This is a genomic window from Alloprevotella sp. oral taxon 473 str. F0040 (assembly GCF_000318095.2).
Classification (GTDB): domain Bacteria; phylum Bacteroidota; class Bacteroidia; order Bacteroidales; family Bacteroidaceae; genus Alloprevotella.
Genome location: NZ_KB290717.1, coordinates 239,199 through 260,818 on the forward strand (window position 1 = coordinate 239,199; position 21,620 = coordinate 260,818).

A 21,620-nucleotide genomic window follows, 5' to 3' on the forward strand; every position below is an offset into this window, starting at 1 on the left:
CCATTTCAATCAATGGCAACTCGTATTCGTTTGCAACGCCATGGCCGCAAGGGCTATGCTTTTTACAGCATCGTTATCGCTGACGTTCGCGCACCACGTGATGGTAAGTTTACTGAAAAAATTGGTACTTACAATCCTAATACCAACCCTGCAACAGTAGACCTCAATTTTGAGCGTGCTCTCCACTGGGTAGAGTGTGGTGCACAACCTACTGACACAGTACGTAATATTCTTTCTGACGAAGGTGTTCTTCTGATGAAGCATCTCCGTGGTGGTGTTAAGAAGGGTGCGTTTGACGAAGCAGCTGCACAAAGCAAGTTCGAAGCATGGAAGCAAGAAAAGGACAGCAAGTCTGCTGCTTTTGTAGGTAAACTTGCAGAAGCTAAGAAGTCCGCACTTGCTGCACGTCTTGAAGCAGAGAAGGCTACTAATGCTAAGATTGCAGAAAAGGTAGCAGAAAAGAAGGCTGCTGCTGCTCAAGCTGCAGCTGAGGCTGCTGCAGAAACTGCAGAAGAGCAAGTAGAAGAAGTTACAGCTACTGAAGAAGCTGTTGTTGAAGCTTAAATTCTAGGTTCTAGGGACGCTTTCATAGGCTTTTCTTGAAAGTATTCCTCTTCTTCTGGTCTAAATCAATACAAGGTCGTTTCCTAAAGTGGAAGCGACCTTATTTCTTTTCTGTTGTAGTCTCTTACACATTAGTTTGCTCTTACTTTCTATTGATGTTACAATAGGACTAGATGGTGAAACATAACCTGAATTTTAAGCAAATTCTATATTAACTTTATTGCTACTTATAGCTGGTGCAAACTTTTATCTGACAGAAACAAACTGATACGAACAACTATGCTTTTACTATAGCCAATCTCGTGACTTGAATAGAAGCTGTATTTGACTTACGAAAAACTTTCAACTTTTCTAGATGGAAGCAATATCTTAGAATGTGACTTCTAATCTTTCTGGCTTTTAAACAATATGGAGAACGCCCATATCTCTTTTAAATAAAGATATGGGCGTTATATAGTTGCGAGACTAATGACAATGCAAACCTGCATAATCATTATCGATTAGTATTGACGATCTCCAAAGATAGAGCTACCTATTCTTATTAAAGTACTTCCAGTTTCAATTGCTAGTGGGTAATCTTCGCTCATTCCCCACGAGCATTCTTTAAATTCTGGAATATTAGAAAAGTGAGTACTTTTAGCCCAGTGGAAAAGCTCGTTTGCCAATTTGAATTCCTCTAAGACCTGCGTAGTGTCATCTGTAAAGGAAGCCATACACATCACTCCTATAATCTGCGCATAAGATAAATTACTCCATTGCCCATCGTTTAGAAACGCTAGAAATTCATTGGGATAAAAGCCAAACTTAGCTTCTTCTTGAGCCACATGTATTTGGATTAAGCAAGGAATCTTGCGATTGTGTTTTCTTCCTTGTTTATCAATTTCCTCTAATAGGTGCAAACTATCAACAGCATGGATAAGAGTTATAAAAGGCGCAATGTATTTAACTTTGTTAGCTTGTAGATGTCCGATGAAATGCCACTCTATGTCGGAGGGAAGCACTTGTTGCTTTTCTATTAACTCTTGTACCCTACTTTCACCAAATATACGTTGTCCCACATCATAAGCTTCTTGTAGGGCTGACTTAGGATGAAACTTTGATACTGCCACTAGATTCACCTGTTCAGGTATTTGTTCCTTTATCTTTATTAGCCGTTCTTGTAATGGAGTCATAGTTAACTGAGGGACGATTGAATTGAGATCAGAAGGAGTTACATGCTAGGAGTTATATGCTAAAAAGAACCACTATATCAAAAGTATTGGCAGACTAATATTGGGAGCGTAGCCCATTATTATTCAGATTTTTCAGGAATGTCTGCTTTGTAGTGATATACATCCATAAGCATAGTTTCAGTCATGGATGATATTATGTAGTCCATCATTGACCCTTTCATCCCTTCATCAAGCCGTTCTACCGCATCACGAAGATCAGAAGACTGAATCAGTACGTTATGAGAAGACTTCTTTTCTTTACCACTCTTCTCGTCAAGAGTCATGAATGTCAGTTTTGCTTTAAACCAACGATCAGCAGACTCATCTGTTGTTTCAAAAATCTCTGCAAATCGAGCGCGTTTGATATCGCTTACCTGAAAATCTCCCGTCATAAATGGAGCAACTTCTTCAATGATTCTACGTTCGGCTTCCGTGAAGTTCAGTGCATCAACGAGATATGGTTCGTTGACCTTTTTCACTACTCCATTGTCCATTGTACGTTCATACTTGATCTTGCATTCAAACCATTCAGCCATTGTGTAACTATACTTATTGAGGTTATGACTTAGATAAGTCTTAATTGGATTCTATAGACTAAAAGAGCTATTACTTAATAAAAGAACAGCTCAGCAAAGTTACAAAATTCTAAGGGTAACGAAAAGAACTTTTTGGAGAAAAGTATGATGTGAATTCAAAAAAGCATTTGAGTATAGAAAATACTGAAGCCATTTATTCATTAATGGCACCACACTTGTGACATTTTCCCTTGCTTGAGAGCCCAGCACCACATTTTCCACATCGGTAAGGCGATTGGTTGTATTGGAAGTGGCGATGCAATGCAAAATACCAATATGCAGCAAGAACTGGATACCCTAGATAAATGTGTACGCTTTGAGTAAAAAACAGATAAAGCACCATGCAAACTCCGAAAAGGGAAGCTAAATAAGAGATTGCATCTACGACCGCTGGCTGTTTAAACACATCATCTATTACTGCAATTAGCACTATTAGCATGGTCCAAATGCTGAGAAGGAATAGGCGAATCGCTATGGGATTTGTTGCAAAAGGGTTAAGTGTTGGTTGATAGTAAAAAGCCTCCCAAACATCAGGGTAGAATTGTTGAATAGCTCCGTACAGAACGGCAGAACTACTTACTACTAAGCAAAGCAAGGTGGGATAAAAACTTCTAATATCATTGACATGTACCATTTGAAAACGAGCATGTCGTAAATTCTGTATACCCAAGAATAGTATTCCGAGTGCCAGAAATGATACAACCAATAGCATGCTCCAACTCGAAAAGAGGTTGATGAAACGAGAAATAAAATTGTCTGGAACTACTCTGTCGTGTAAGTCCTTTGCACGCACCCATCCCATGGTTTGTGGATCTCTAGCTAGCATCACCCACATACTGTCCGTAGAATCTGATGGTATGGAAGTTATATTAGTCACTACCACAGCGTCCCATCTGTGAAGCCACATTTCACATGTATCTTCTGATAAACCAAAAGCATTTGCTGGACTGTGTGATAGGCGTATAGTGTCAGTTACGACAAAGTTATAGTTACGCCAGTAGTGGTATTGCTGTTTGAAAGCAATTGAGTCTACATTCTCTCCAACCCAAGGGTTTAAGACTTGTGGTCGATCATGTTTACATGCTAAAAACAAGGACATACAGATACTAAACAGTAGCAAAGTCTTAGTAAGAACTGAAAATACGGAAACATTCATTGATGTAATGGATTGGTGATGATGTGTAACCCCTTATTATACATGTGGATGTGTAAAATCAATAAGAGCTTTGATACAACCTTGTGAGGTGCATTAATGAACTTTCTTTTTATTGGCAAGTATAATCCCCATCAGTCTGCATGTACGCTCATTTCGCATTTAGCACAATCAAACGTAAGAGGAAAGGTGCGACCATCTGACATGCGCAAAGCGAGCGGCTCTTTCCATGTTGGTGGACGTTTCGTTTCTCGTGGGCATTGTCCATTGGCATAGCGTATGCAATGCTTACATGTCATTAATCGAGCGCTAGGAATTGGATTTATCTCAAAAGCTGGTTGGATTTCTTGCGCTCCTAGTTCTTTAAGAAATGTATCTGCTAAATGATTAGATACGTTGCTTGTGTAGTCTAAAGAGATACCTTTAAGAGATATGTCATTAGCGATGGGACGCCTTTGATCTCTTCTATGAGCCGTTTGGCAGGCTTTAATAAGCTGTTGAACCAACGACCGTCGCCATTCATTAAGTTGTCCTGTTGGAATAAAGAGGTCTCCTTTAGTGTCAACATTTACAGTATTAGCTACAAAAGGGGTTCCTCCAAGTTTAGAGAGTTGTCGTACTATATTATCCTGCTGAGGAGATCTAGCATCTTGGAGTTCAGAAGAGAAATCTAGACTTACAAATACACCATGTTCAGTAGTGCCCGAAAGCGTGAAAATTTGTGTCTTGTTATTTTGTCTTGTAAGTGAAATGTTCAGTGATAATACGCGCTCAGAAGAAGAGCGTTCCATAACTTTTTCAAAAGCTCTATCTTCGTTACGAAAGAGCTCAGTACCAGTTTTTAAAGTTTCAGGGAGTTTCAGAGGAAAAAGTTCTAACCCTTCTGCGCGATTGATTCGGAAACCTTGTAGGCGTCCGTACTCATCAAAATAGCAAAGTCCATCTCCATTTGAAAAACTAGCAGAGGAGTCAATAATAAAGGAACGTCCCCCTACCCTCTTTACTGTGCCAACAGGAGCCCCTATAGCCTTCGGAGTGTGTTTAGACCAAATGTCGGGTAGGCGACCATGTAGAAAAAACTCAGAAAACCCACGATTGAACGACTTTTCAACCTGAGGTTTGAATGAATAGCGAGATTTCCCATAAGATGCTCGTTTAAATTCAGAACGTCGCGAGAGCACTAAATCAATCTTTTCGCGATAATGAGCAGAAATGTTGCGAACATAGCCTACATCTTTTAGTCGTCCTTCTACTTTGAAACTACTTACACCAGCATCTAACATCTGTTCTATGCTGTTGGTGCGATTCATATCGCGTAAAGATAAATGATATTGGGTGGAGATAACCTTACCATCCGCATCTATTAAATCAAACTTGAGACGACAAAATTGCGAGCATGCCCCACGATTAGCCGAACGTCGACAAATATGCTGAGATACATAGCATCGACCACTATAGCTTACACACAGTGCACCATGAACAAAAGCTTCTACTGGGACGTTTACTGCTCTTGTAATGCTTCTCAATTGATCTAACGAAAGTTCCCGGCCAACGACAATCTGTGAGTAGCCACATTGTTCCAAGAATCTAGCTTTGTCTGCAGTAATAGTATCCATTTGAGTCGAAGAATGCAGTGCGATTGGTGGTAGCTTCATCTTGAGTAGAGCTAAATCTTGAGTAATTAACGCATCCACACCCGCTTCATATAGTGCATGTACCATTTCCTCTACTTTCTCTAACTCATCATCATAGAGGATCACATTAAGTGTAACATAAACACGTGCTCCAAAAATATGGGCATAATTGCATAGTCGATGTATATCTTCGATTGAATTGCCAGCAGCAGCACGTGCTCCAAAGGACGGACCACCAATATACACGGCATCTGCGCCATGGCGTATAGCTTCAATGCCTATGTCAGCATTTTTTGCTGGACACAATAACTCTATAGTTCTCATTTAGTCTGTTGTTTTTGTGCTTGTTTAATAAGACTATAAGCCCGATATAAGCCTAATTCTCCTGCTTTGCTGAGATCTGATATGGCTTTAACATTATTATTCTGGAGGAGTGCTGCAACAGCTCTATTGAAAAAAGCCTCAGGCATACGATTATCAAGAGCGATTGCCTGCGAAAAAGCAAGTTCAGCCTCACTAAGTTTACCCAGTGCAGCTAGTACACAGCCTATATTATAATGTACCATAGCAGATTCCGGTTGCAAGGTTTTGGTTCTTTGCAATAATTCTAAGGCCTTCTCTGGTGAGGAGTCGATTAGAGAAAAAGCTTTTTGAGAAAGGAGGAGTACTTTATGCTCTGGATTCTGTTCAGAAAGCCATAGTCTAAGCTGAGTTTCTGCAATTATTTCAGCTTTGGACTCTGCACTCACGACTGCGTTATGGAGGTTTAACGTAGAAGAAGTAGGAAGATAAAGAATACTTTGGTACGCATCTACTGAATTACCCAGAACTGTAACTCGGAACATGGGGAGAAAAACTCGTTCAACCTTCTTGTTCTGAATGCGCCCTGCAGTGGCTGTGAGGCGCACTCGTAGTGTATCATTTGTTTCTTCTGCTAGTTGCTGGTAACGCTCTAGTTCATGTTCGGATTTTGTATTTACTTTTTTGATACGACCTAGCTTTGGTTTAGTGAAGAAAAAGTCTAATTCAGCCCGTTGTACACGAGTTTCATCAGAAAGAGCCGCATTCAGTTTTCCTATTTTTCGGTAGATTCGTGCTCGAGATGCATAACCAGCCCAAAAACGAGGATAAATGTGTATAAGAGTCGAGTAATCTTTTATTGCGCCATTGTAGTCGCCGACTCTTTCCTTAAGGATAGCGCGATTATATACCGCAAGAGTGTTGTCTGCTTCTTTATTCAATACAAAATCAAAGTCTTCTATAGCACGATTATCGTCACCTACAAATGAGCGTAGAAGCCCTCTGTTATAGTGTGCCACAAAATGTTGAGGAATTATCCTTATAACTTCGTCATAGTCGCGAATAGCATCATCATATCTTCTTAATCCGTGTCGTACAGCCGCACGCATTAAATAGGAATCTGCATCATTGGGAAGGAACAAGACTGCTTTAGTTAGGAAGCTATCGGCGTCTGCATAGTTTTTGTGGCGCAGAGCATATTGTCCTTTGAAATTCCACATGTTGGCATCTTGTGGAGTGAGTTTCAATAAAGTATCAGCCCAGGATAATGCAGAGATTGTGTCTTTCTGAGCTAAAGATATTTCAACTTTAGCAAGGTATACCTTTGAGAAATTAGGCCAATGCGTTATGAAGCTATCTGCAGCATGCGTCGCGTTTTCATAGTCCTTTAGTTGAATCTGACTGATGATTTTGTTAAAACGGACATTCTGGTGCCATCTATTATGCCGCAAAACGTAATCATAGTCAGTGATGGCTGCCAGAAAATTTCCATTTTGTCCTAGGCACACCCCTCGAAGTTCATAAAAGTCTAGACGAAATGGATTTAGGTGTATGGCTTTGCTTAAATCCTCTATAGCACTATTGTAATCTTCTAGACGTGCTTTAGCATCAGCTCTATAGTAATAGGCTTCTGCCATAGACGGCCTAGCCTCAATAACACGATTAAAATATTGAATTGCCGTGACATAGTCATCATAAGCCAGGGCTATGCGTCCCATGGTCAGCACGTTTTCAACATCAGTTTGCGCTCTGCCTACTAGTGCAGACAGAGCGCAAATAATAACTAGACTTGTAGTTCGGATCAGTCTAGTATAAACAGGAAAGATGCTTAGCAAATACCTCATTGGTTTTGAGAATATTAATCGCATTCAATAGGACAGCCTTTGAGTCTAGAGCTGTTTACTTAGATCATTAAGCCGAAAACTACTTTGCCTTTGTTTTATAGTGGCAACGAACCTTGCCTTGGAGCAAATTATTCAGTTTTTTCTTAATAAGTTGCTTGCGCATTGGGGAGATATGGTCAATAAAAAGTTTACCATCCAAGTGGTCGATTTCATGCTGCAGCACACGAGCTAAAAAACCATCTACCCATTCATCATGCTCTTGAAAATTTGTATCCAACCATTTGACACGAACTCTTTTAGGACGTTTCACTGATTCATGAATACCAGGGATAGAAAGGCAACCTTCTTCATAGCTTCCTAGGTTCTCTTCATCTACTTCGACTACATGAGCGTTGATGAAAGCTTTGTTGTAGTCTTTATACTCAGGAAAATCCTCTGCCAGACTATCAAGCCCAACAACAAGAATACGAATGGGAAGACCAATCTGGGGAGCTGCTAATCCCACACCATCACTCTCCTCCATAGTTTCAAACATGTTGTCAATAAGTTCAGAGAGATTGGGGTAATCAGTAGAGATATCCTGCGCAACCTCGCGCAGTACGGGTTGTCCGTAAAGATAGATAGGTAATGTCATAATATGTATGAGAAAAATTGGAACTCTTTGTCTTGATTATGAGAAACCATTGCGACGTTGTTCCATATAGTTTTGCAGAATAATCGTGGCGGAGACTTCATCCACCAAAGCTTTGTCTCGTCGCTTCATCTTCCCTAACCCACTTTCTAATATAGCTCGTTGAGCCAATACCGAAGTAAAACGTTCATCGTAGAAGTCGATAGGAATGTTGGGTAAAGCTTTGGTTAGGGTACCCGTAAAACTTCGAACTCGTGCTTGATTCTCTGAAGGTTGTCCGTTAGGTTGAACTGGTAAGCCTATGACAATACGTTCTACAGGTTCTTTTGCTACATAACCAAGAAGAAAATTTAGTAGGTTTTTGGTTTCTACCGTAGTAAGTCCATTGGCTATCAATTGTAGTGGGTCAGTTACAGCTATACCTGTTCGCTTTTTTCCGTAATCAATGGAGAGAATACGCATATTATAATGAAATGATCAGAATTAACCACGATAACATTTGAGCAAAAGTACAGAGAAAAGCTGAGAAAAACAAGTTTTTTCGAGCTTTTCCCCAAACAAACCGTTGTATCTAGTTTGATTGCTGTTTTAGCTTAGCTATCTTGGTGAACAAACTTCGTAATTGAGATGATGTAGTCTTCCTTTTCATCTATTATATCTCATTAAAATCTCGAGGAAAGATCTCAATTCTATAGTAGATAATGTTGAGGTAATCTACCTCTAAATTCATTACGAAAATGATATTCGAATATGTCATTTATTCTCAAATCATTTCGTTTTTGTGTTCTTTTGGGGCGATTTTAAGTCGATTTGGACATCATCGCATCAATCTGTTTGATAATCGCAAATGAGAATTCTAAACAAATTTGTATCTTTGCTGCAAGATTATTCATAGCAAACAAGATAGATTTGCTTCCATCTTGCAATCACAGAACAACAACGAGCATGAAGAATACAGAAAGCCTCGTAAACTTCTACGAAGAAAAGTTTGGATGGCTGCCCAAAGGATTAGAGTTGGAGCAGGCACACTTCAATGTATTTGATATTACCCCTTTGTCTGAAGGAGAGCATTCGAGTACACCATATAAAAGACGCGACTTTTACAAGATCACTCTCCTTTATGCAAAAGGAGTGATGCTGCATTATGCAGACAAAACAGTAGAGATAGATGGTTATGCTCTAGTTTTTTCTAATCCTCTTATTCCCTATAGTTGGGAAGGCATTGAGAATATGGAGCTTGGTTACTATTGCATTTTTAATCAAGCATTCTTCCATCGATTTGGGCAGCTCTCAGATTATCCTGTATACCAATCAGGTGGTATTCACGTTTTTCCTCTCAATAAGGAGCTCTACCAACAAGCTGAAGATATCTTCAAGCGCATGAAGGAGGAACTTCATTCCAACTATGTATACAAGTATGATGTATTGAGAGGTTACGTTTTTGATCTATTGCATTTTGCAATGAAAATGCATCCAGATATTTCTAAAGAACGTCCAGCAGGAAATGCTGCAGAACGCATTACGCACATTCTTTTCGAATTGTTGGAACGTCAGTTCCCAATTGATGATCTTCATAGGACAGTACAACTACATAGTCCGTCTGATTTTGCTGAGCAACTGAACATTCATGTCAATCATTTGAATAGATCGGTAAAAGAAGTAACAGGAAAAACTACTGGTGAGGTAATAGCTGAGCGTTTTTTGCTAGAGGCCAAAAGACTTCTTCAACTTTCGCCTTTGTCTATCTCTGAGATTTCTTATGCATTAGGTTTTTCTGAACCAACTCGTTTCAATGCTTTCTTTAAACGCCATACTAATATGGCTCCTACTGCTTTTCGAAAAAAGTAGTTCATGTTAGTAGTCTTATTGTCCTCCATTCTAATTAAGGTATCATTAAAATATTTACTTGGATGGAGGGTATGCATTCTATCATTACACTGTTATACAAAACATGTGTCTATTCGAATTCTTGAATATCTCCTAGTATTGAACAAGCTCTTCAAGTATAGTTTTCTTAGTGTTTTCTAGAATAAACCTGAGTTCGATTTAAGCTTTTGTTTAAAAATAATCCCAGCCAACTAAGCAACTTAATTAGTGAGAAACTTGTTTGTGTAGTGAGTGCTTTGTGGATTTGTAGCTGAAAAACAAATTGTTACGATTCTACATGAACAAAATTCTTGCTGTCAAGATAATAGAAATCTTTTATTTGTTGATAAGTTCTGGAAACAAATTGAGCCAGAATTCAGGAACAAAGCCTTTGGTGCTGATGATAAAAAGAGGAGGAATAGCGCTTTTAAGATGAGCGACAGCGAAATTATTACCATTCTTATCCTTCTCAGGCTACCGAACCCATAAGGCTTTCTACGCAGAAATGATATGCAGCGATGTGGAGAAGATTCTTTCCCATCGTGCTTTCCTATAATCGCTTTGTGGAGGATCAATAAATGGTTTCGGACAAACTTTTTTCTCAACAACTGTTGTCTTGGCAATTGCGCAGGAATTTCTATCATAGATTTTACTCTATTTCGGGTGTGGCATGATAAGTGTGCTAGGAGACATAAAACGTTCAGAGAGTCTGCCACAAGGGGCAAAGGCACAATGGGATGGTTTTTCGGTTTCAAACTACACATCATCATCGACGGGCGTGGAAGAATCGTACAGTGGAAGTTGACTCAGGCTAACGAGGATAATTGTACACTACTGAAAGACAATATGTTTACAGAGAAAACATTTGGAAAACTTATGGTAGATAAAGGATACACAGCACAGAATCTATTTGAGAATTATTAGTTGATGACATTTAATTTGATTACGCGCATACGCAAAAGCATGAAAAATTCATTGATGTATTTACACGACAAAATTCTATTGAGGAAATGGGCACTAATCGAGACTGTCAATGGCGAGTTGAAGAATACAGTTCAGATTGAGAATACCAGACATAGGAGCATTTACAACGAATTTTATGGCAGCAATGGCAGCATATAGTTTTTTATCTAAGAAGCCCACACTAAGTATAGAAATAATTCAAAGAGAAAGAAGAATTGCTTAGACCGAACTCAGGTTCAAAATGCTTTCAAGAATAAAGCTTGCCTGTCTCGTAGTAAAATTGTAAATTTGCAGGAGTGTCTCGATGGCTATCGTGACACTCCTTTTACATAAAAATGCTGCCTTAAATGGAAGCAGAACATAATCCACCGATGTCTCCGTTGAAACTCTCTGAACTAAATAGGTTCATACAGCAAGTGCTGAGCCTCGAATTTTCTGACACCTATTGGGTGGTGGCAGAAATTTCAGAGTGTCGCGAGGCATCTAATGGCCATTGCTATCTTGAGCTAGTAGAAAAAGACGAAGATAAAGCTGGAAGCTTCACGGCTAAAGCCCGTGCAAACATTTGGCGAAACACATGGCAACAGGTAAAGTTCAATTTTGCCCGAGAAACAGGCCGCACTTTAGTTGCTGGATTGAAAATTTTAGCTGAAGTGTCCGTGCAATTTCATGAGGTATATGGATTTTCACTCACTATTCATGACATTGACTCCACTTATACGCTAGGAGAACAGCAAAAGAAGCGACAAATCATTCTCCAACAATTGGAGGAAGATGGTGTGATTACCCTTAACAAAGAATTGGAACTGCCAGCTGTCATTCAGCGTATTGCAGTTATCAGTGCAGCAGGTGCAGCAGGCTTTGGAGACTTTATGAACCAGTTGGAACAATCTGGCTTTAACTTTCAAACTCGTTTGTTTCCTGCTACTATGCAAGGTGCACTCGTTGCAGAATCAGTGATAAATGCCCTCGACCTCATTGCTGCCGACCAAGAAAAATGGGACGTAGTCGTTCTCATTCGTGGAGGTGGAGCTACAAGTGATTTAGACGGATACGAGAACTACGACCTCGCAGCTAACGTTGCGCAGTTTCCTCTCCCTATACTCACAGGAATCGGGCATGAACGCGACGACACTGTGGTAGACTTTGTAGCACATACACGATGCAAGACCCCTACAGCTGTAGCTGCTTTCTTGATCGAACGAATGCAAAATGTGCATGCAGTGATAGATAACTTACACGAACGCTTGAATCGAGCTACAATGGACTATCTGCAGATGCTTCAGTTACGCTATGAACGCTTGGGACAACGATATTCCACCGCTGCAATCAGCTTTGTAAACCATCAACAACAAGTGCACCATCGCTTGGCACAACGGATTACAACTGGGCTACATGAACAGCTTCACTTCCAATCACAGCTTTTACAAAGGGTGGTTTCTCGCTTGCATACTAACACTCACAGACTTCTTGAGCGAAAAGAGCATCAGTTGTCACTCTTTGCCCAAACACTTCGTATGGTTGATCCACAACGTACTTTAGCTATGGGTTACTCAATCACCTATACTTCTGACGGAAATCTACTGAGCGCTCAAAATAAACTTCCCCAAGGTACGGTACTACGCACGGTAGTAGCAGACGGAGAAGTATGGAGTACCATTAACGAACTCTTATAACCAAGCATTAAGCTCCCTACCCTACATTCATATATGGCAAAAAAGTCTGCAATTTCCTATGAGGAAGCACTCTCCGAATTGGAAGCTATAGTCACAGCTATTGAAAGCGGTGATTTACCTATCGACCAGCTTACCCCACGTTTGGCACGCGCGCAAGAACTTCTTGCCTGCTGCAAACAACAACTTGAAAAAGTCAACACAGACGTAAAGAAGATTCTCGAACATGAGTAAGAATAAACTGGCAAAATTTGCCGAGATGGCGAGCTACAATCACGTCATTGAAGCTCCATTTCAAACACCTGACACCCCATATCATCCCTTGCGCGGAAAATGGCATACAGATTTTTTCCAAAATGACAACCCTATAGTTCTTGAACTAGGTTGTGGTCGTGGGGAATATTGTGTAGGACTTGGGCGCATGTTCCCCAACAAAAATTTCATCGGAGTAGATATTAAGGGGGCACGTATGTACACAGGAGCTACTGAAGCTAAAAATGAAGGTCTTGACAATGTAGGCTTCTTACGCACTCATATTGAATTTATCGACAAATTCTTTGCTCCCAACGAAGTATCTGAAGTGTGGCTCACTTTCTCCGATCCACAGATGAAGAAAGCAACCAAACGCTTAACATCAACCTACTTCCTAGACCGTTACCGCCGATTATTGCAAGACAGCGGCATAGTGCATCTCAAGACAGACTCTAACTTTCTTTACACCTACACTACTCACATGGTAGAAGCTAATAGTCTGCCCGTGCTTTTCCAAACAGATGATTTATATCACACACTTTCTGCAGAGGAAGATGCGGAGGTGAAAAAGATCCTAGGCATTCGCACTTATTATGAGCAACAGTGGATTAATCGGGGACTTAACATTAAGTATCTTAAGTTTCTCTTGCCTCAAGACGGAAACCTAATAGAACCTGAAGTTGAAATTGAGCTAGATGACTATCGCTCCTATAATCGCAGTAAACGCTCTGGACTTACAACAAGTAAATAAATAACATCAACGCATCATATTGACAAATAAACAAAAATATAAGAAATCTATGCTCAAACATATTGTTATGTGGCGCTACAAAGATGGCGCAGAAGGTAAGAGTCCACTTGAACACGCTCAATGGATGAAACAAAACCTCGAAGCTCTCGTTGGTGTAGTCCCTGAAATCCTAGATTTAGAATACGGCATTGACCAAATGTCAACTCCAGCCTCATATCATGGCGTACTCACTGTTGTCGTTGCAGACGCAGAAGCTTTGAAGCGCTACGCTAATCATCCTGAACATCTCAAGATTGTGGATTACGCAAGCAGAGTAACAGAGAGTCGTGTAGTTGTAGACTACACTCTTTAAAAACGAAAAAAGACATAACAACTAATCATGACACTATATCCCAAACTTATCACCGACGTTCTCGCAACCATTCGCTATCCAGGCAACGGGAAAGATCTCATCGAGGCTGAAATGCTCTATGATGACCCTCGCATCGATGGGATGAAAGTAAGTTTCTCTATCGTATTTGACAAGAATCCTGACCCTTTTATGAAGAGTCTTTTCAAGTCAATCGAAGCAACTATACATCGTGAAATTAGTCCCGAGGTGGAAGTCACCATCACCCCTAAGTATCGTTTAGCAGAACGTCCCGAAGTCGGGAAACTACTTCCCCAAGTAAAGAACATTATTGCCGTAAGTTCTGGTAAAGGAGGTGTGGGAAAAAGCACTGTTTCTGCCAACTTAGCGGTAGCTCTTGCCGCACAAGGCTACAATGTCGGTCTTCTCGACACAGATGTCTTTGGTCCTTCCATGCCTAAAATGTTTAGTTTGGAGAATGAACCTATTTATGCACACATTGTAGATGGCCGGCAACTTCTTATTCCTGCATTAAAATATGGAGTCAAACTCTTGTCTGTAGGTTTTTTTGTTAATGCTGAGACAGCAACGCTTTGGCGAGGTTCTATGGCCTCCAACACCTTAAAGCAACTCATCGCCGATGCTGACTGGGGGGATTTAGATTACCTCATCCTAGATACTCCTCCAGGTACGAGCGATATTCACCTTACTCTTCTCCAAACATTAGCCATCACTGGTGCTGTCATCGTATCTACACCGCAACAGGTAGCCTTGGCCGATGCACGTAAGGGTATAGATATGTACCGCAACGAGAAGGTGAATGTACCAATTTTGGGATTAGTGGAGAACATGGCTTGGTTCACTCCAGCAGAACTCCCAGAAAACAAATACTATATTTTTGGAAAAGAGGGAGTCACTCGTTTAGCAGAAGAGCTTAACGCTCCTGTACTTGCTCAGATTCCCATAGTACAGAGTATCTGCGATGGAGGCGACAGCGGAGAACCTGTGGCCCTCAATGCCAATTCTATCACTGGACAATCCTTTGCACTACTTGCACAGCGTGTCGTTGAAGAGACAGAACGTCGTAACCAAGAACTGGCTCCTACGAAAATTGTTGAGGTAGATGTTAAACACATAGACGATGTAAAATAATCACGACTCTACTCTTAGCATTTTTGCAATAATTGTCCCCCGACAGTCCCTTTTTAAGCGAAAAGACTGTCGGGGGATTTCTTCTCTTGCGCAGAAAAAGACAGAATGCGCAGAAGTTCTTCGGGAAAACACCGCTACAACCACTTTTTTTTCGTAATTTCGCAGTAAGCTTATCGGAGAACACAGCCCATGCCTACTAAGCAATACTCTTTTTCTACGTAGAGCACTCTGCATTCCTCTCCCATATAGTTCATCAACAATGGCTAGATCAAATCGCAAAACATGGATTATTCCTGAAGGTGTTACCCCGACGGAACTTGACCTTAAAGTATTAGATTATCAAGAGAAAGGATTTATTGTCCCTTCTCGTCAGCTAATCAAGACTCCAGAACAGATTGAAGGCATACGTCGAGCTGGAATCATCAACACAGGTGCTTTAGATTTAGTGGCAGAATCCATAAAAGAAGACATGTCTACGGCAGAGATTGACCGATTGGTCGCAGAATACATTGCAGATCATGGAGCCATCGCTGCTTGTCTCAACTATGAAGGCTTCCCCAAAAGCTGCTGCACGAGTATCAATGAGGTCGTATGTCATGGTATTCCTTCTGAGGAAGAACTTTTGTGGGATGGTGACATCATTAACGTGGACGTCACTACCATCAAAGACGGTTACTATGCCGATGCTTCACGCATGTTTATGATTGGCAACGTTGATGAGAAAGTAAAACGCTTAGTAGAAGATACAAAGAAATGTCTCGACATTGGTGCCGAAGCAGCACGCCCATGGGGATTTGTAGGTGATATAGGCCGTGCCATCGAGAAATTTGCAAAACCCAAAGGATACGGCATAGTTCGTGATTTGGCTGGTCATGGTGTCGGACTCGAATTTCATGAAGAGCCTGTAGTAGATCACTATGATACTCACCATCGCGGTATGTTGCTTGTCCCAGGTATGGTATTTACAATCGAACCTATGATTAATATGGGTGTACCTGAGGTTTTTATTGACGAAGAAGATGGATGGACGGTTGTAACCGAAGATGAACTTCCCTCTGCACAATGGGAACACACCTTCCTCGTTACAGAAACTGGGCTCGAGATTCTTACTTACTAGTCTCAGAGTGACTCAGTAATTTCACACAAAAGAGAGAGAAACTGGTAGAGTTATCTCATAAGACCTATTCATGGTACACTCTAATTGTTACCATAGCAAACACAAAACTTAGTTATGTCTATTACTCTTCTTGCTATAGAATCAAGTTGCGATGATACCTCTGCTGCAGTAATGCGCGATGGTATTCTTCTTAGCAATGTAACAGCCTCTCAAGCTGTGCACGAAATGTATGGTGGTGTTGTACCTGAACTGGCAAGCCGGGCTCATCAGCAAAACATTGTTCCTGTTGTAGATGCTGCTCTGAAGCAGGCCAATATTGAGAAATCGGAACTTTCTGCTATAGCTGTAACTTTGGGGCCAGGATTAATGGGAAGCCTACTCGTTGGAGTAAGTTTTGCTAAAGGCCTAGCAGCGAGTCTTGGCATTCCACTCATTGATGTTAATCACCTCCATGGCCACATCCTAGCACACTTCATCCAAACACCAGATGATAAAAAAGAAGTCCCCCCCTACCCTTTCCTTTGTCTGCTTGTCAGCGGTGGCAATTCTCAGATTGTCAAAGTTAATTCACATAATAACTTCGAAGTACTCGGACAGACCATTGATGATGCTGCAGGCGAAGCTATTGACAAGTGTTCTAAGGTCATGGGACTAGGCTATCCTGGTGGTCCCATCATAGACCGCATGGCACGTCAAGGCAATCCTAGAGCTTTCTCATTTGCTAAACCTAATCTACCAGGTTATGATTATAGCTTTTCAGGATTGAAAACTTCTTTCCTCTATTTCCTTCGTGACAAAGTTGCTGAAAACCCAAACTTTATTGAGAATAACAAAAATGATTTAGCCGCTTCTCTTGAAGCTACCATCATAGAAATTCTCATGAAAAAGTTAAAGAAAGCAGCTCAAGACATAGGAATTAAACATGTAGCCCTGGCAGGCGGAGTAAGTGCTAATAGTGCACTTCGTAAAGCTTTCCAAGACATGGAGGATAAAGGTGTTTGGAAGATATATATACCTAAATTCTCCTATACCACCGACAATGCGGCAATGATCGCAATGAGTGGCCACTACCGCTACTTAGATGGGGAATTTTGTTCGCTTGACAAGCCCGCATTTTCTCGTACAGTATTCTAAATTATTTATCCATACTCTCATCTCATATCTTATGGACTTAGATTTGAAAGTTGTCAGCAAGGAAGTCAATGAAATCCTCTGGCGTAACCATCAAACGCTCTCCGTTGCAGAGAGCTGCACAGCAGGCCGTATAGCAAGCGTTATCACAGCTGTTCCTGGCTCTTCTCAATACTTTAAAGGTGGCGTTGTGGCATACGCTAATGAAGTTAAAATAAATCTTCTCGGAGTAGATGCTCAAGTGATTGAAGAAAAAACCCCCGTTTGCGAAGAAGTTGCTGTGCAAATGGCACAAGGAGCAAGAAAAACCTTTGATACAGATTATGCAGTTTCTGTGACAGGATTCGCTGGCCCTGGTGGTCACGATAGTGGTAAAAACTCAGTTCTAGTAGGAACAATCTGGATTGCAGTAGCATCATCTACGAATGTTAAGACTGTTATGCTTGAAGAGGATAATGGTCGAGACAAAAACCTTGCTTCAGCTACATCCACTGCTATGCATTTGCTACTCGATCTTCTTAAAGAAGAACTGGGTGGCAGTGAGGAAGCCTAAAACAGAGTTCTTTTTATTAACTGCGAAGACTCTCAACTAGAAATGTCGCATCTTAGTATATACTAGGATGCGATATTATTTATCCCCCCAAATTAAATATATGGAAATATTGCCGTTTGGAAGTTTACCAGACAGCAATAAAACTGATACAGCTCCTTCTCTGCAAAATGCAGAGAAGGAGCTGTTTGCATCATAGGATAAAATAGAATCCATTATAAAGCCAAAGAATCAATCTTCTTCTGGCTTCATATTCGTGTAAACATTCTGAACATCATCAAAATCTTCAAGACGTTCTACCATCTTGTCAATAGTTTCGCGCTGTTCTGCGCTAACTTCTTTGAGATCATTAGGGATATACGTGAATTCAGCACTTACTATTTCAAAGCCTTCAGCTTCAAGATGCTTCTGGATTTCACTGAAAGATTTAGGATCACCATAGATTGTCACGCTGCCTTCTTCTTCATCCTCATCAAACTCATCTTCAACTCCATAGTCAATGAGATCTAAGATGAGTTCTTCCATATCTAAACCCTCCTTATGCTTAAAGGCAAAGACACATTTATGGTCGAAAAGAAAAGCCAGCGACCCCATAGTACCGAGGTTACCACTGAATTTATTGAATACAGAGCGAACATCACCTACGGTACGAGTAGGATTGTCAGTAAGCGTATCAACAAAGACAGCTATTCCATGAGGACCATAACCCTCGTATGTCATGGTCTTATAATCACTCTGATCTTTTCCCATCGCATTCTTGATGGCACGATCAATGTTATCCTTTGGCATATTCTCACGCTTCGCAGTTGCAATAATAGCACGTAACGTGGGATTTGTTTCAGGATCAGGTCCGCCGCTTTTTACAGCAACAGCAATTTGTTTACCAATCTTTGTGAAGGTTCTGGCCATATGCCCCCAACGCTTCATCTTTGCGGCTTTACGATATTCAAATGCTCTTCCCATAGGAATCTATTTGTTTATTGTGGTTGTTTGGTCTTATGATAACCTATTCTTCATATTAGTTCTCCTAAAAGAGTAAAAGTTCGGGTGATAAACATGAAGAAATGGATGTAAATACTATAATAAAATGCTTAGCCACGAAGCACAGCACCAAGTTGTTGCTCAAGTTGCTTAACTATCTTAGCCATGATAGCCTCGGTTTGTTTGTCATTCATCGTCTTGGCTTCATCTTGAAGTACAAAGGATACCGCATAACTCTTCTTCCCAGCTTCAAGATTCTTACCTTCGTATACGTCAAAGAGTTCTACACGCTTCAGAAGTTTCTTTTCACAGGCAAAAGCAATGCGTTCTATTTCGCCGAAAGTTACTTTAGCATCTAATAGTAAAGCAAGATCACGACGTACAGCTGGGAATTTAGAAATCTCGGTGTATGAAACATCTTTCTTAGGCAATTTCTTCATAAGAAGTGACCAATTGAAATCAGCATAATATACTTCCGTTTCAATGTCACAAGCTACCAAAAGTGCTTTCTTCACAAGACCAAGCTCTAAATAGACCTTACCATTACGGTCTACCACGGCAAGACTCTTAGAAAAGATGTCATTTTTTCCATCCTCCACTAAGAATTGGCCAAGCGCAATACCCAAACGGCGCAAAACGTTAAGAGCATACCCTTTTAATTCATAAACACTGGCTTCTTCATTTGCGTGTGCCCAAGAATTCTCAATCCGACGTCCCGTAATCCAAAGCCCTAAATGGAGAGCTTCACTATAAGGAGCTAGCACCTTCTCAGCACTACGTTTTTCACCATCATAATGATAGCAGTTGCCTAATTCAAAGAAACGAAGATTAGCTTCCTTACGATTCACATTGTGTGCAATGCTCTCCAGTCCACCAAATAGGAGAGTTTGGCGCATAACATTGAGATCGCTAGACAAAGGATTCATCAAATGCACTAAATGTTCGGGTGCATAGGTCTTCAAATCCTTATAATAAGCTTCACGAGTGAGAGAGTTGTTGAGAATTTCATGGAAACCTTCACCAACAAGCTGTTCACTAATGAGATTCTGCAACTTTTGGCTAACATCATTTATTCCCTTAACTGTAAGGGATGACTTTAGACTTGTAGGTATCTCTACATTGTTGTATCCGTAGATACGCAGAATGTCTTCTACGACATCACAAGGACGTTGTACATCGACACGATAAGCTGGGATTTGTAGAGACAAGCCTTCAGGAGTCTCTGAGCAGACTTGCATATCAAGAGAAGCTACTATAGACTTCACCAATTCAGGCTCAATATGCTTGCCTATTACTTCATCTACATAGGTATACTCAAGCTGTACATCAAAGTGCTTAACCAATGAAGGTTGTTGGACATCAACAATATCCATTGAAATCTCACCACCTGCCAATTCTTTTGCCAGCAGAGCTGCAGCCTTGAGGGCGTAGATTTGGCCATCAGGATCGATGCCACGCTCAAAGCGGAAAGAAGCATCAGTGTTAAGCCCATGGCGACGTGCACTCTTGCGCACCCAAGTTGGATGGAAGTATGCACTTTCAAATACTACATTCTTTGTGGTTTCATACGTGCCACTACCTTTACCCCCAAACACTCCCGCAATACACATAGGAGCTTTCGCATTACAAATAGCAAGATCTCTATCAGAGAGTTCGTGTTCTTCACCGTCTAGGGTGACAAACTTTGTCCCATTCTCCAATGTCTTCACCACAATCTCTCCTCCCTCAATCATGTCAGCATCAAAGCAGTGAAGCGGTTGTCCGTAGGCCATCATGATATAATTCGTGATGTCTACAATATTATTGATGGGGCGCAAACCAATAGTAGTGAGCTTATCTTGCAACCATTTAGGACTTTCTTGAATGTTGCAACCTTTGAGAGATACAGTAGCATAACGTGGACAAGCATCTGTTTGTTCTACTGACACCTTTATGGGTAAATCGTGATTATCTACCTTAAAATTGTCTACACTAGGACGATGCAACTTAGTTGCCTTACCATTACGCAGAAGATAGGCATAGAGATCGCGTGCTACGCCCCAATGTGAGCAAGCATCAGCTCGGTTTGGAGTAATATCAACTTCAATGAGGTAGTCACTTTCTAGTCCGAAATACTCAGCAGCTGGAGTACCTATCATTGTGTCTTCCGGCAAAACCATAATGCCGTCATGACCAGTACCTACACCAATTTCGTCCTCTGCACAAATCATACCCAAGCTTTCGACACCTCTAAGCTTAGACTTTTTGATGACAAATTCGCTATCCCCATCATATAATATGGTACCAAGAGTAGCAACAATAACCTTTTGACCAGCAGCAACATTGTGCGCACCACAAACAATCTGCGTAGGTGCATCACCATTACCCAAATCTACGGTTGTGATGTGCATGTGATCAGAGTTAGGATGTGGTTCACAAGTCAAAACATGCCCCACAATGAGTCCCTTAAGTCCACCTCGTATAGTCTGAACTTCTTCTACGCTGCCAACTTCCAAACCAATAGAGGTGAGAGCTACGGCAATTTCTTCGACCGACATGTCGCAATCGACATATTCTTTCAGCCATTTATAAGATATATTCATAATGCAATTTCGTTTACTACCTTGAAGTATACAGTACTAATGAAGAACAATTGAAGCAGCACCTACTAATAAAAATAGATGACAACTAATGATTAATTGCTCATTTTCCAATAGATTCCAATATTATCTCCGAGATTTATAAAAAAGTCTCCGAGATATTCTAGAAAATCTCTGAGACTTTTTAAATTTTCTCCGAGACTTTTTGGAAAATCTCCAAGAATTGAGTGAGGTTCATAGGAGATTACTGTAAAAATAACTCCGCAAATTTACTCATTTCTTTTGAGAATGAAAAGATGAAACTCGCGAAAACACGATTTTCAGTTACCGAAGAGTGAGTAAAT

The 21,620-nt window shown here is 40.7% G+C and carries 19 protein-coding genes and 1 pseudogene; 11 read left to right on the top strand and 9 right to left on the bottom strand.

Annotated features, from left to right (window positions below; translation table 11 throughout):
- Positions 1–12: 12 nt before the first annotated feature.
- On the top strand, positions 13–564 hold the full coding sequence (locus tag HMPREF9999_RS06620; RefSeq protein WP_044063243.1) for a 30S ribosomal protein S16: 552 nt from the start codon (positions 13–15) through the stop codon (positions 562–564).
- Between the two features lie 500 nt (positions 565–1,064).
- Here HMPREF9999_RS06620 and HMPREF9999_RS06625 read toward each other — a convergent pair whose 3' ends face one another.
- From HMPREF9999_RS06625 to ruvX, 7 genes are all read right to left on the bottom strand, one after another.
- Complete coding sequence (locus HMPREF9999_RS06625) at positions 1,065–1,736, bottom strand: YggS family pyridoxal phosphate-dependent enzyme (RefSeq protein WP_009437746.1); 672 nt, start codon at positions 1,734–1,736, stop codon at positions 1,065–1,067.
- Between the two features lie 119 nt (positions 1,737–1,855).
- Positions 1,856–2,311, bottom strand: a complete 456-nt coding sequence (locus HMPREF9999_RS06630) for a DUF4494 domain-containing protein (protein ID WP_009437747.1) — start codon at positions 2,309–2,311, stop codon at positions 1,856–1,858.
- A gap of 193 nt (positions 2,312–2,504) precedes the next feature.
- Complete coding sequence (locus HMPREF9999_RS06635; RefSeq protein WP_044063244.1) at positions 2,505–3,506, bottom strand: hypothetical protein; 1,002 nt, start codon at positions 3,504–3,506, stop codon at positions 2,505–2,507.
- 131 nt (positions 3,507–3,637) lie between these two features.
- The gene (locus HMPREF9999_RS06640) at positions 3,638–5,461 is read right to left on the bottom strand and encodes a peptidase U32 family protein (RefSeq protein ID WP_009437749.1); all 1,824 of its coding nucleotides are present in this window, start codon (positions 5,459–5,461) and stop codon (positions 3,638–3,640) included.
- Positions 5,458–7,155, bottom strand: coding sequence for a tetratricopeptide repeat protein (locus HMPREF9999_RS06645; RefSeq protein ID WP_198144631.1), 1,698 nt, complete (start codon positions 7,153–7,155; stop codon positions 5,458–5,460). Before HMPREF9999_RS06645 ends, HMPREF9999_RS06640 begins: the two co-directional genes overlap by 4 nt.
- A gap of 205 nt (positions 7,156–7,360) precedes the next feature.
- Entirely contained in the window at positions 7,361–7,915 is a 555-nt protein-coding gene (def, locus tag HMPREF9999_RS06650) for a peptide deformylase (RefSeq protein WP_009437751.1), read from the bottom strand.
- 36 nt (positions 7,916–7,951) lie between these two features.
- Positions 7,952–8,374, bottom strand: a complete 423-nt coding sequence (ruvX, locus tag HMPREF9999_RS06655; protein WP_009437752.1) for a Holliday junction resolvase RuvX — start codon at positions 8,372–8,374, stop codon at positions 7,952–7,954.
- A gap of 483 nt (positions 8,375–8,857) precedes the next feature.
- On the opposite strand from ruvX, the gene HMPREF9999_RS06660 reads away from it, so the two are divergent.
- From HMPREF9999_RS06660 to HMPREF9999_RS06705, 10 genes and pseudogenes are all read left to right on the top strand, one after another.
- Positions 8,858–9,760: a helix-turn-helix domain-containing protein gene (locus HMPREF9999_RS06660; RefSeq protein ID WP_009437753.1), complete on the top strand. Its 903-nt coding sequence runs from the start codon at positions 8,858–8,860 to the stop codon at positions 9,758–9,760.
- A gap of 528 nt (positions 9,761–10,288) precedes the next feature.
- Positions 10,289–10,900 (top strand): annotated as a pseudogene (locus HMPREF9999_RS10920) (IS982 family transposase).
- Positions 10,901–11,088: 188 nt separating this feature from the next.
- A complete protein-coding gene (xseA, locus tag HMPREF9999_RS06670; protein WP_009437757.1) occupies positions 11,089–12,417 on the top strand; it encodes an exodeoxyribonuclease VII large subunit in 1,329 nt (442 codons plus the stop codon).
- A 33-nt stretch (positions 12,418–12,450) separates the two neighbouring features.
- Positions 12,451–12,648: an exodeoxyribonuclease VII small subunit gene (xseB, locus tag HMPREF9999_RS06675; RefSeq protein ID WP_009437758.1), complete on the top strand. Its 198-nt coding sequence runs from the start codon at positions 12,451–12,453 to the stop codon at positions 12,646–12,648.
- Entirely contained in the window at positions 12,641–13,417 is a 777-nt protein-coding gene (trmB, locus tag HMPREF9999_RS06680) for a tRNA (guanosine(46)-N7)-methyltransferase TrmB (RefSeq protein WP_009437759.1), read from the top strand. The genes xseB and trmB overlap by 8 nt, the downstream gene beginning before the upstream one ends.
- Before the next feature lie 49 nt (positions 13,418–13,466).
- A complete protein-coding gene (locus HMPREF9999_RS06685; RefSeq protein ID WP_009437760.1) occupies positions 13,467–13,769 on the top strand; it encodes a Dabb family protein in 303 nt (100 codons plus the stop codon).
- 27 nt (positions 13,770–13,796) lie between these two features.
- A complete protein-coding gene (locus HMPREF9999_RS06690) occupies positions 13,797–14,918 on the top strand; it encodes an Mrp/NBP35 family ATP-binding protein (protein ID WP_009437761.1) in 1,122 nt (373 codons plus the stop codon).
- A gap of 259 nt (positions 14,919–15,177) precedes the next feature.
- Positions 15,178–16,035, top strand: coding sequence for a type I methionyl aminopeptidase (gene map, locus HMPREF9999_RS06695; RefSeq protein WP_009437762.1), 858 nt, complete (start codon positions 15,178–15,180; stop codon positions 16,033–16,035).
- 114 nt (positions 16,036–16,149) lie between these two features.
- On the top strand, positions 16,150–17,169 hold the full coding sequence (tsaD, locus tag HMPREF9999_RS06700) for a tRNA (adenosine(37)-N6)-threonylcarbamoyltransferase complex transferase subunit TsaD (protein WP_009437763.1): 1,020 nt from the start codon (positions 16,150–16,152) through the stop codon (positions 17,167–17,169).
- A 31-nt stretch (positions 17,170–17,200) separates the two neighbouring features.
- A complete protein-coding gene (locus tag HMPREF9999_RS06705) occupies positions 17,201–17,719 on the top strand; it encodes a CinA family protein (RefSeq protein ID WP_009437764.1) in 519 nt (172 codons plus the stop codon).
- A gap of 228 nt (positions 17,720–17,947) precedes the next feature.
- Here the strand turns inward: HMPREF9999_RS06705 and HMPREF9999_RS06710 are convergent, their stop codons facing one another.
- Both HMPREF9999_RS06710 and pheT read right to left on the bottom strand, forming a co-directional pair.
- Positions 17,948–18,679: a YebC/PmpR family DNA-binding transcriptional regulator gene (locus HMPREF9999_RS06710; protein WP_009437765.1), complete on the bottom strand. Its 732-nt coding sequence runs from the start codon at positions 18,677–18,679 to the stop codon at positions 17,948–17,950.
- A 128-nt stretch (positions 18,680–18,807) separates the two neighbouring features.
- The gene (pheT, locus tag HMPREF9999_RS06715; protein WP_009437766.1) at positions 18,808–21,279 is read right to left on the bottom strand and encodes a phenylalanine--tRNA ligase subunit beta; all 2,472 of its coding nucleotides are present in this window, start codon (positions 21,277–21,279) and stop codon (positions 18,808–18,810) included.
- Positions 21,280–21,620: the final 341 nt, after the last annotated feature.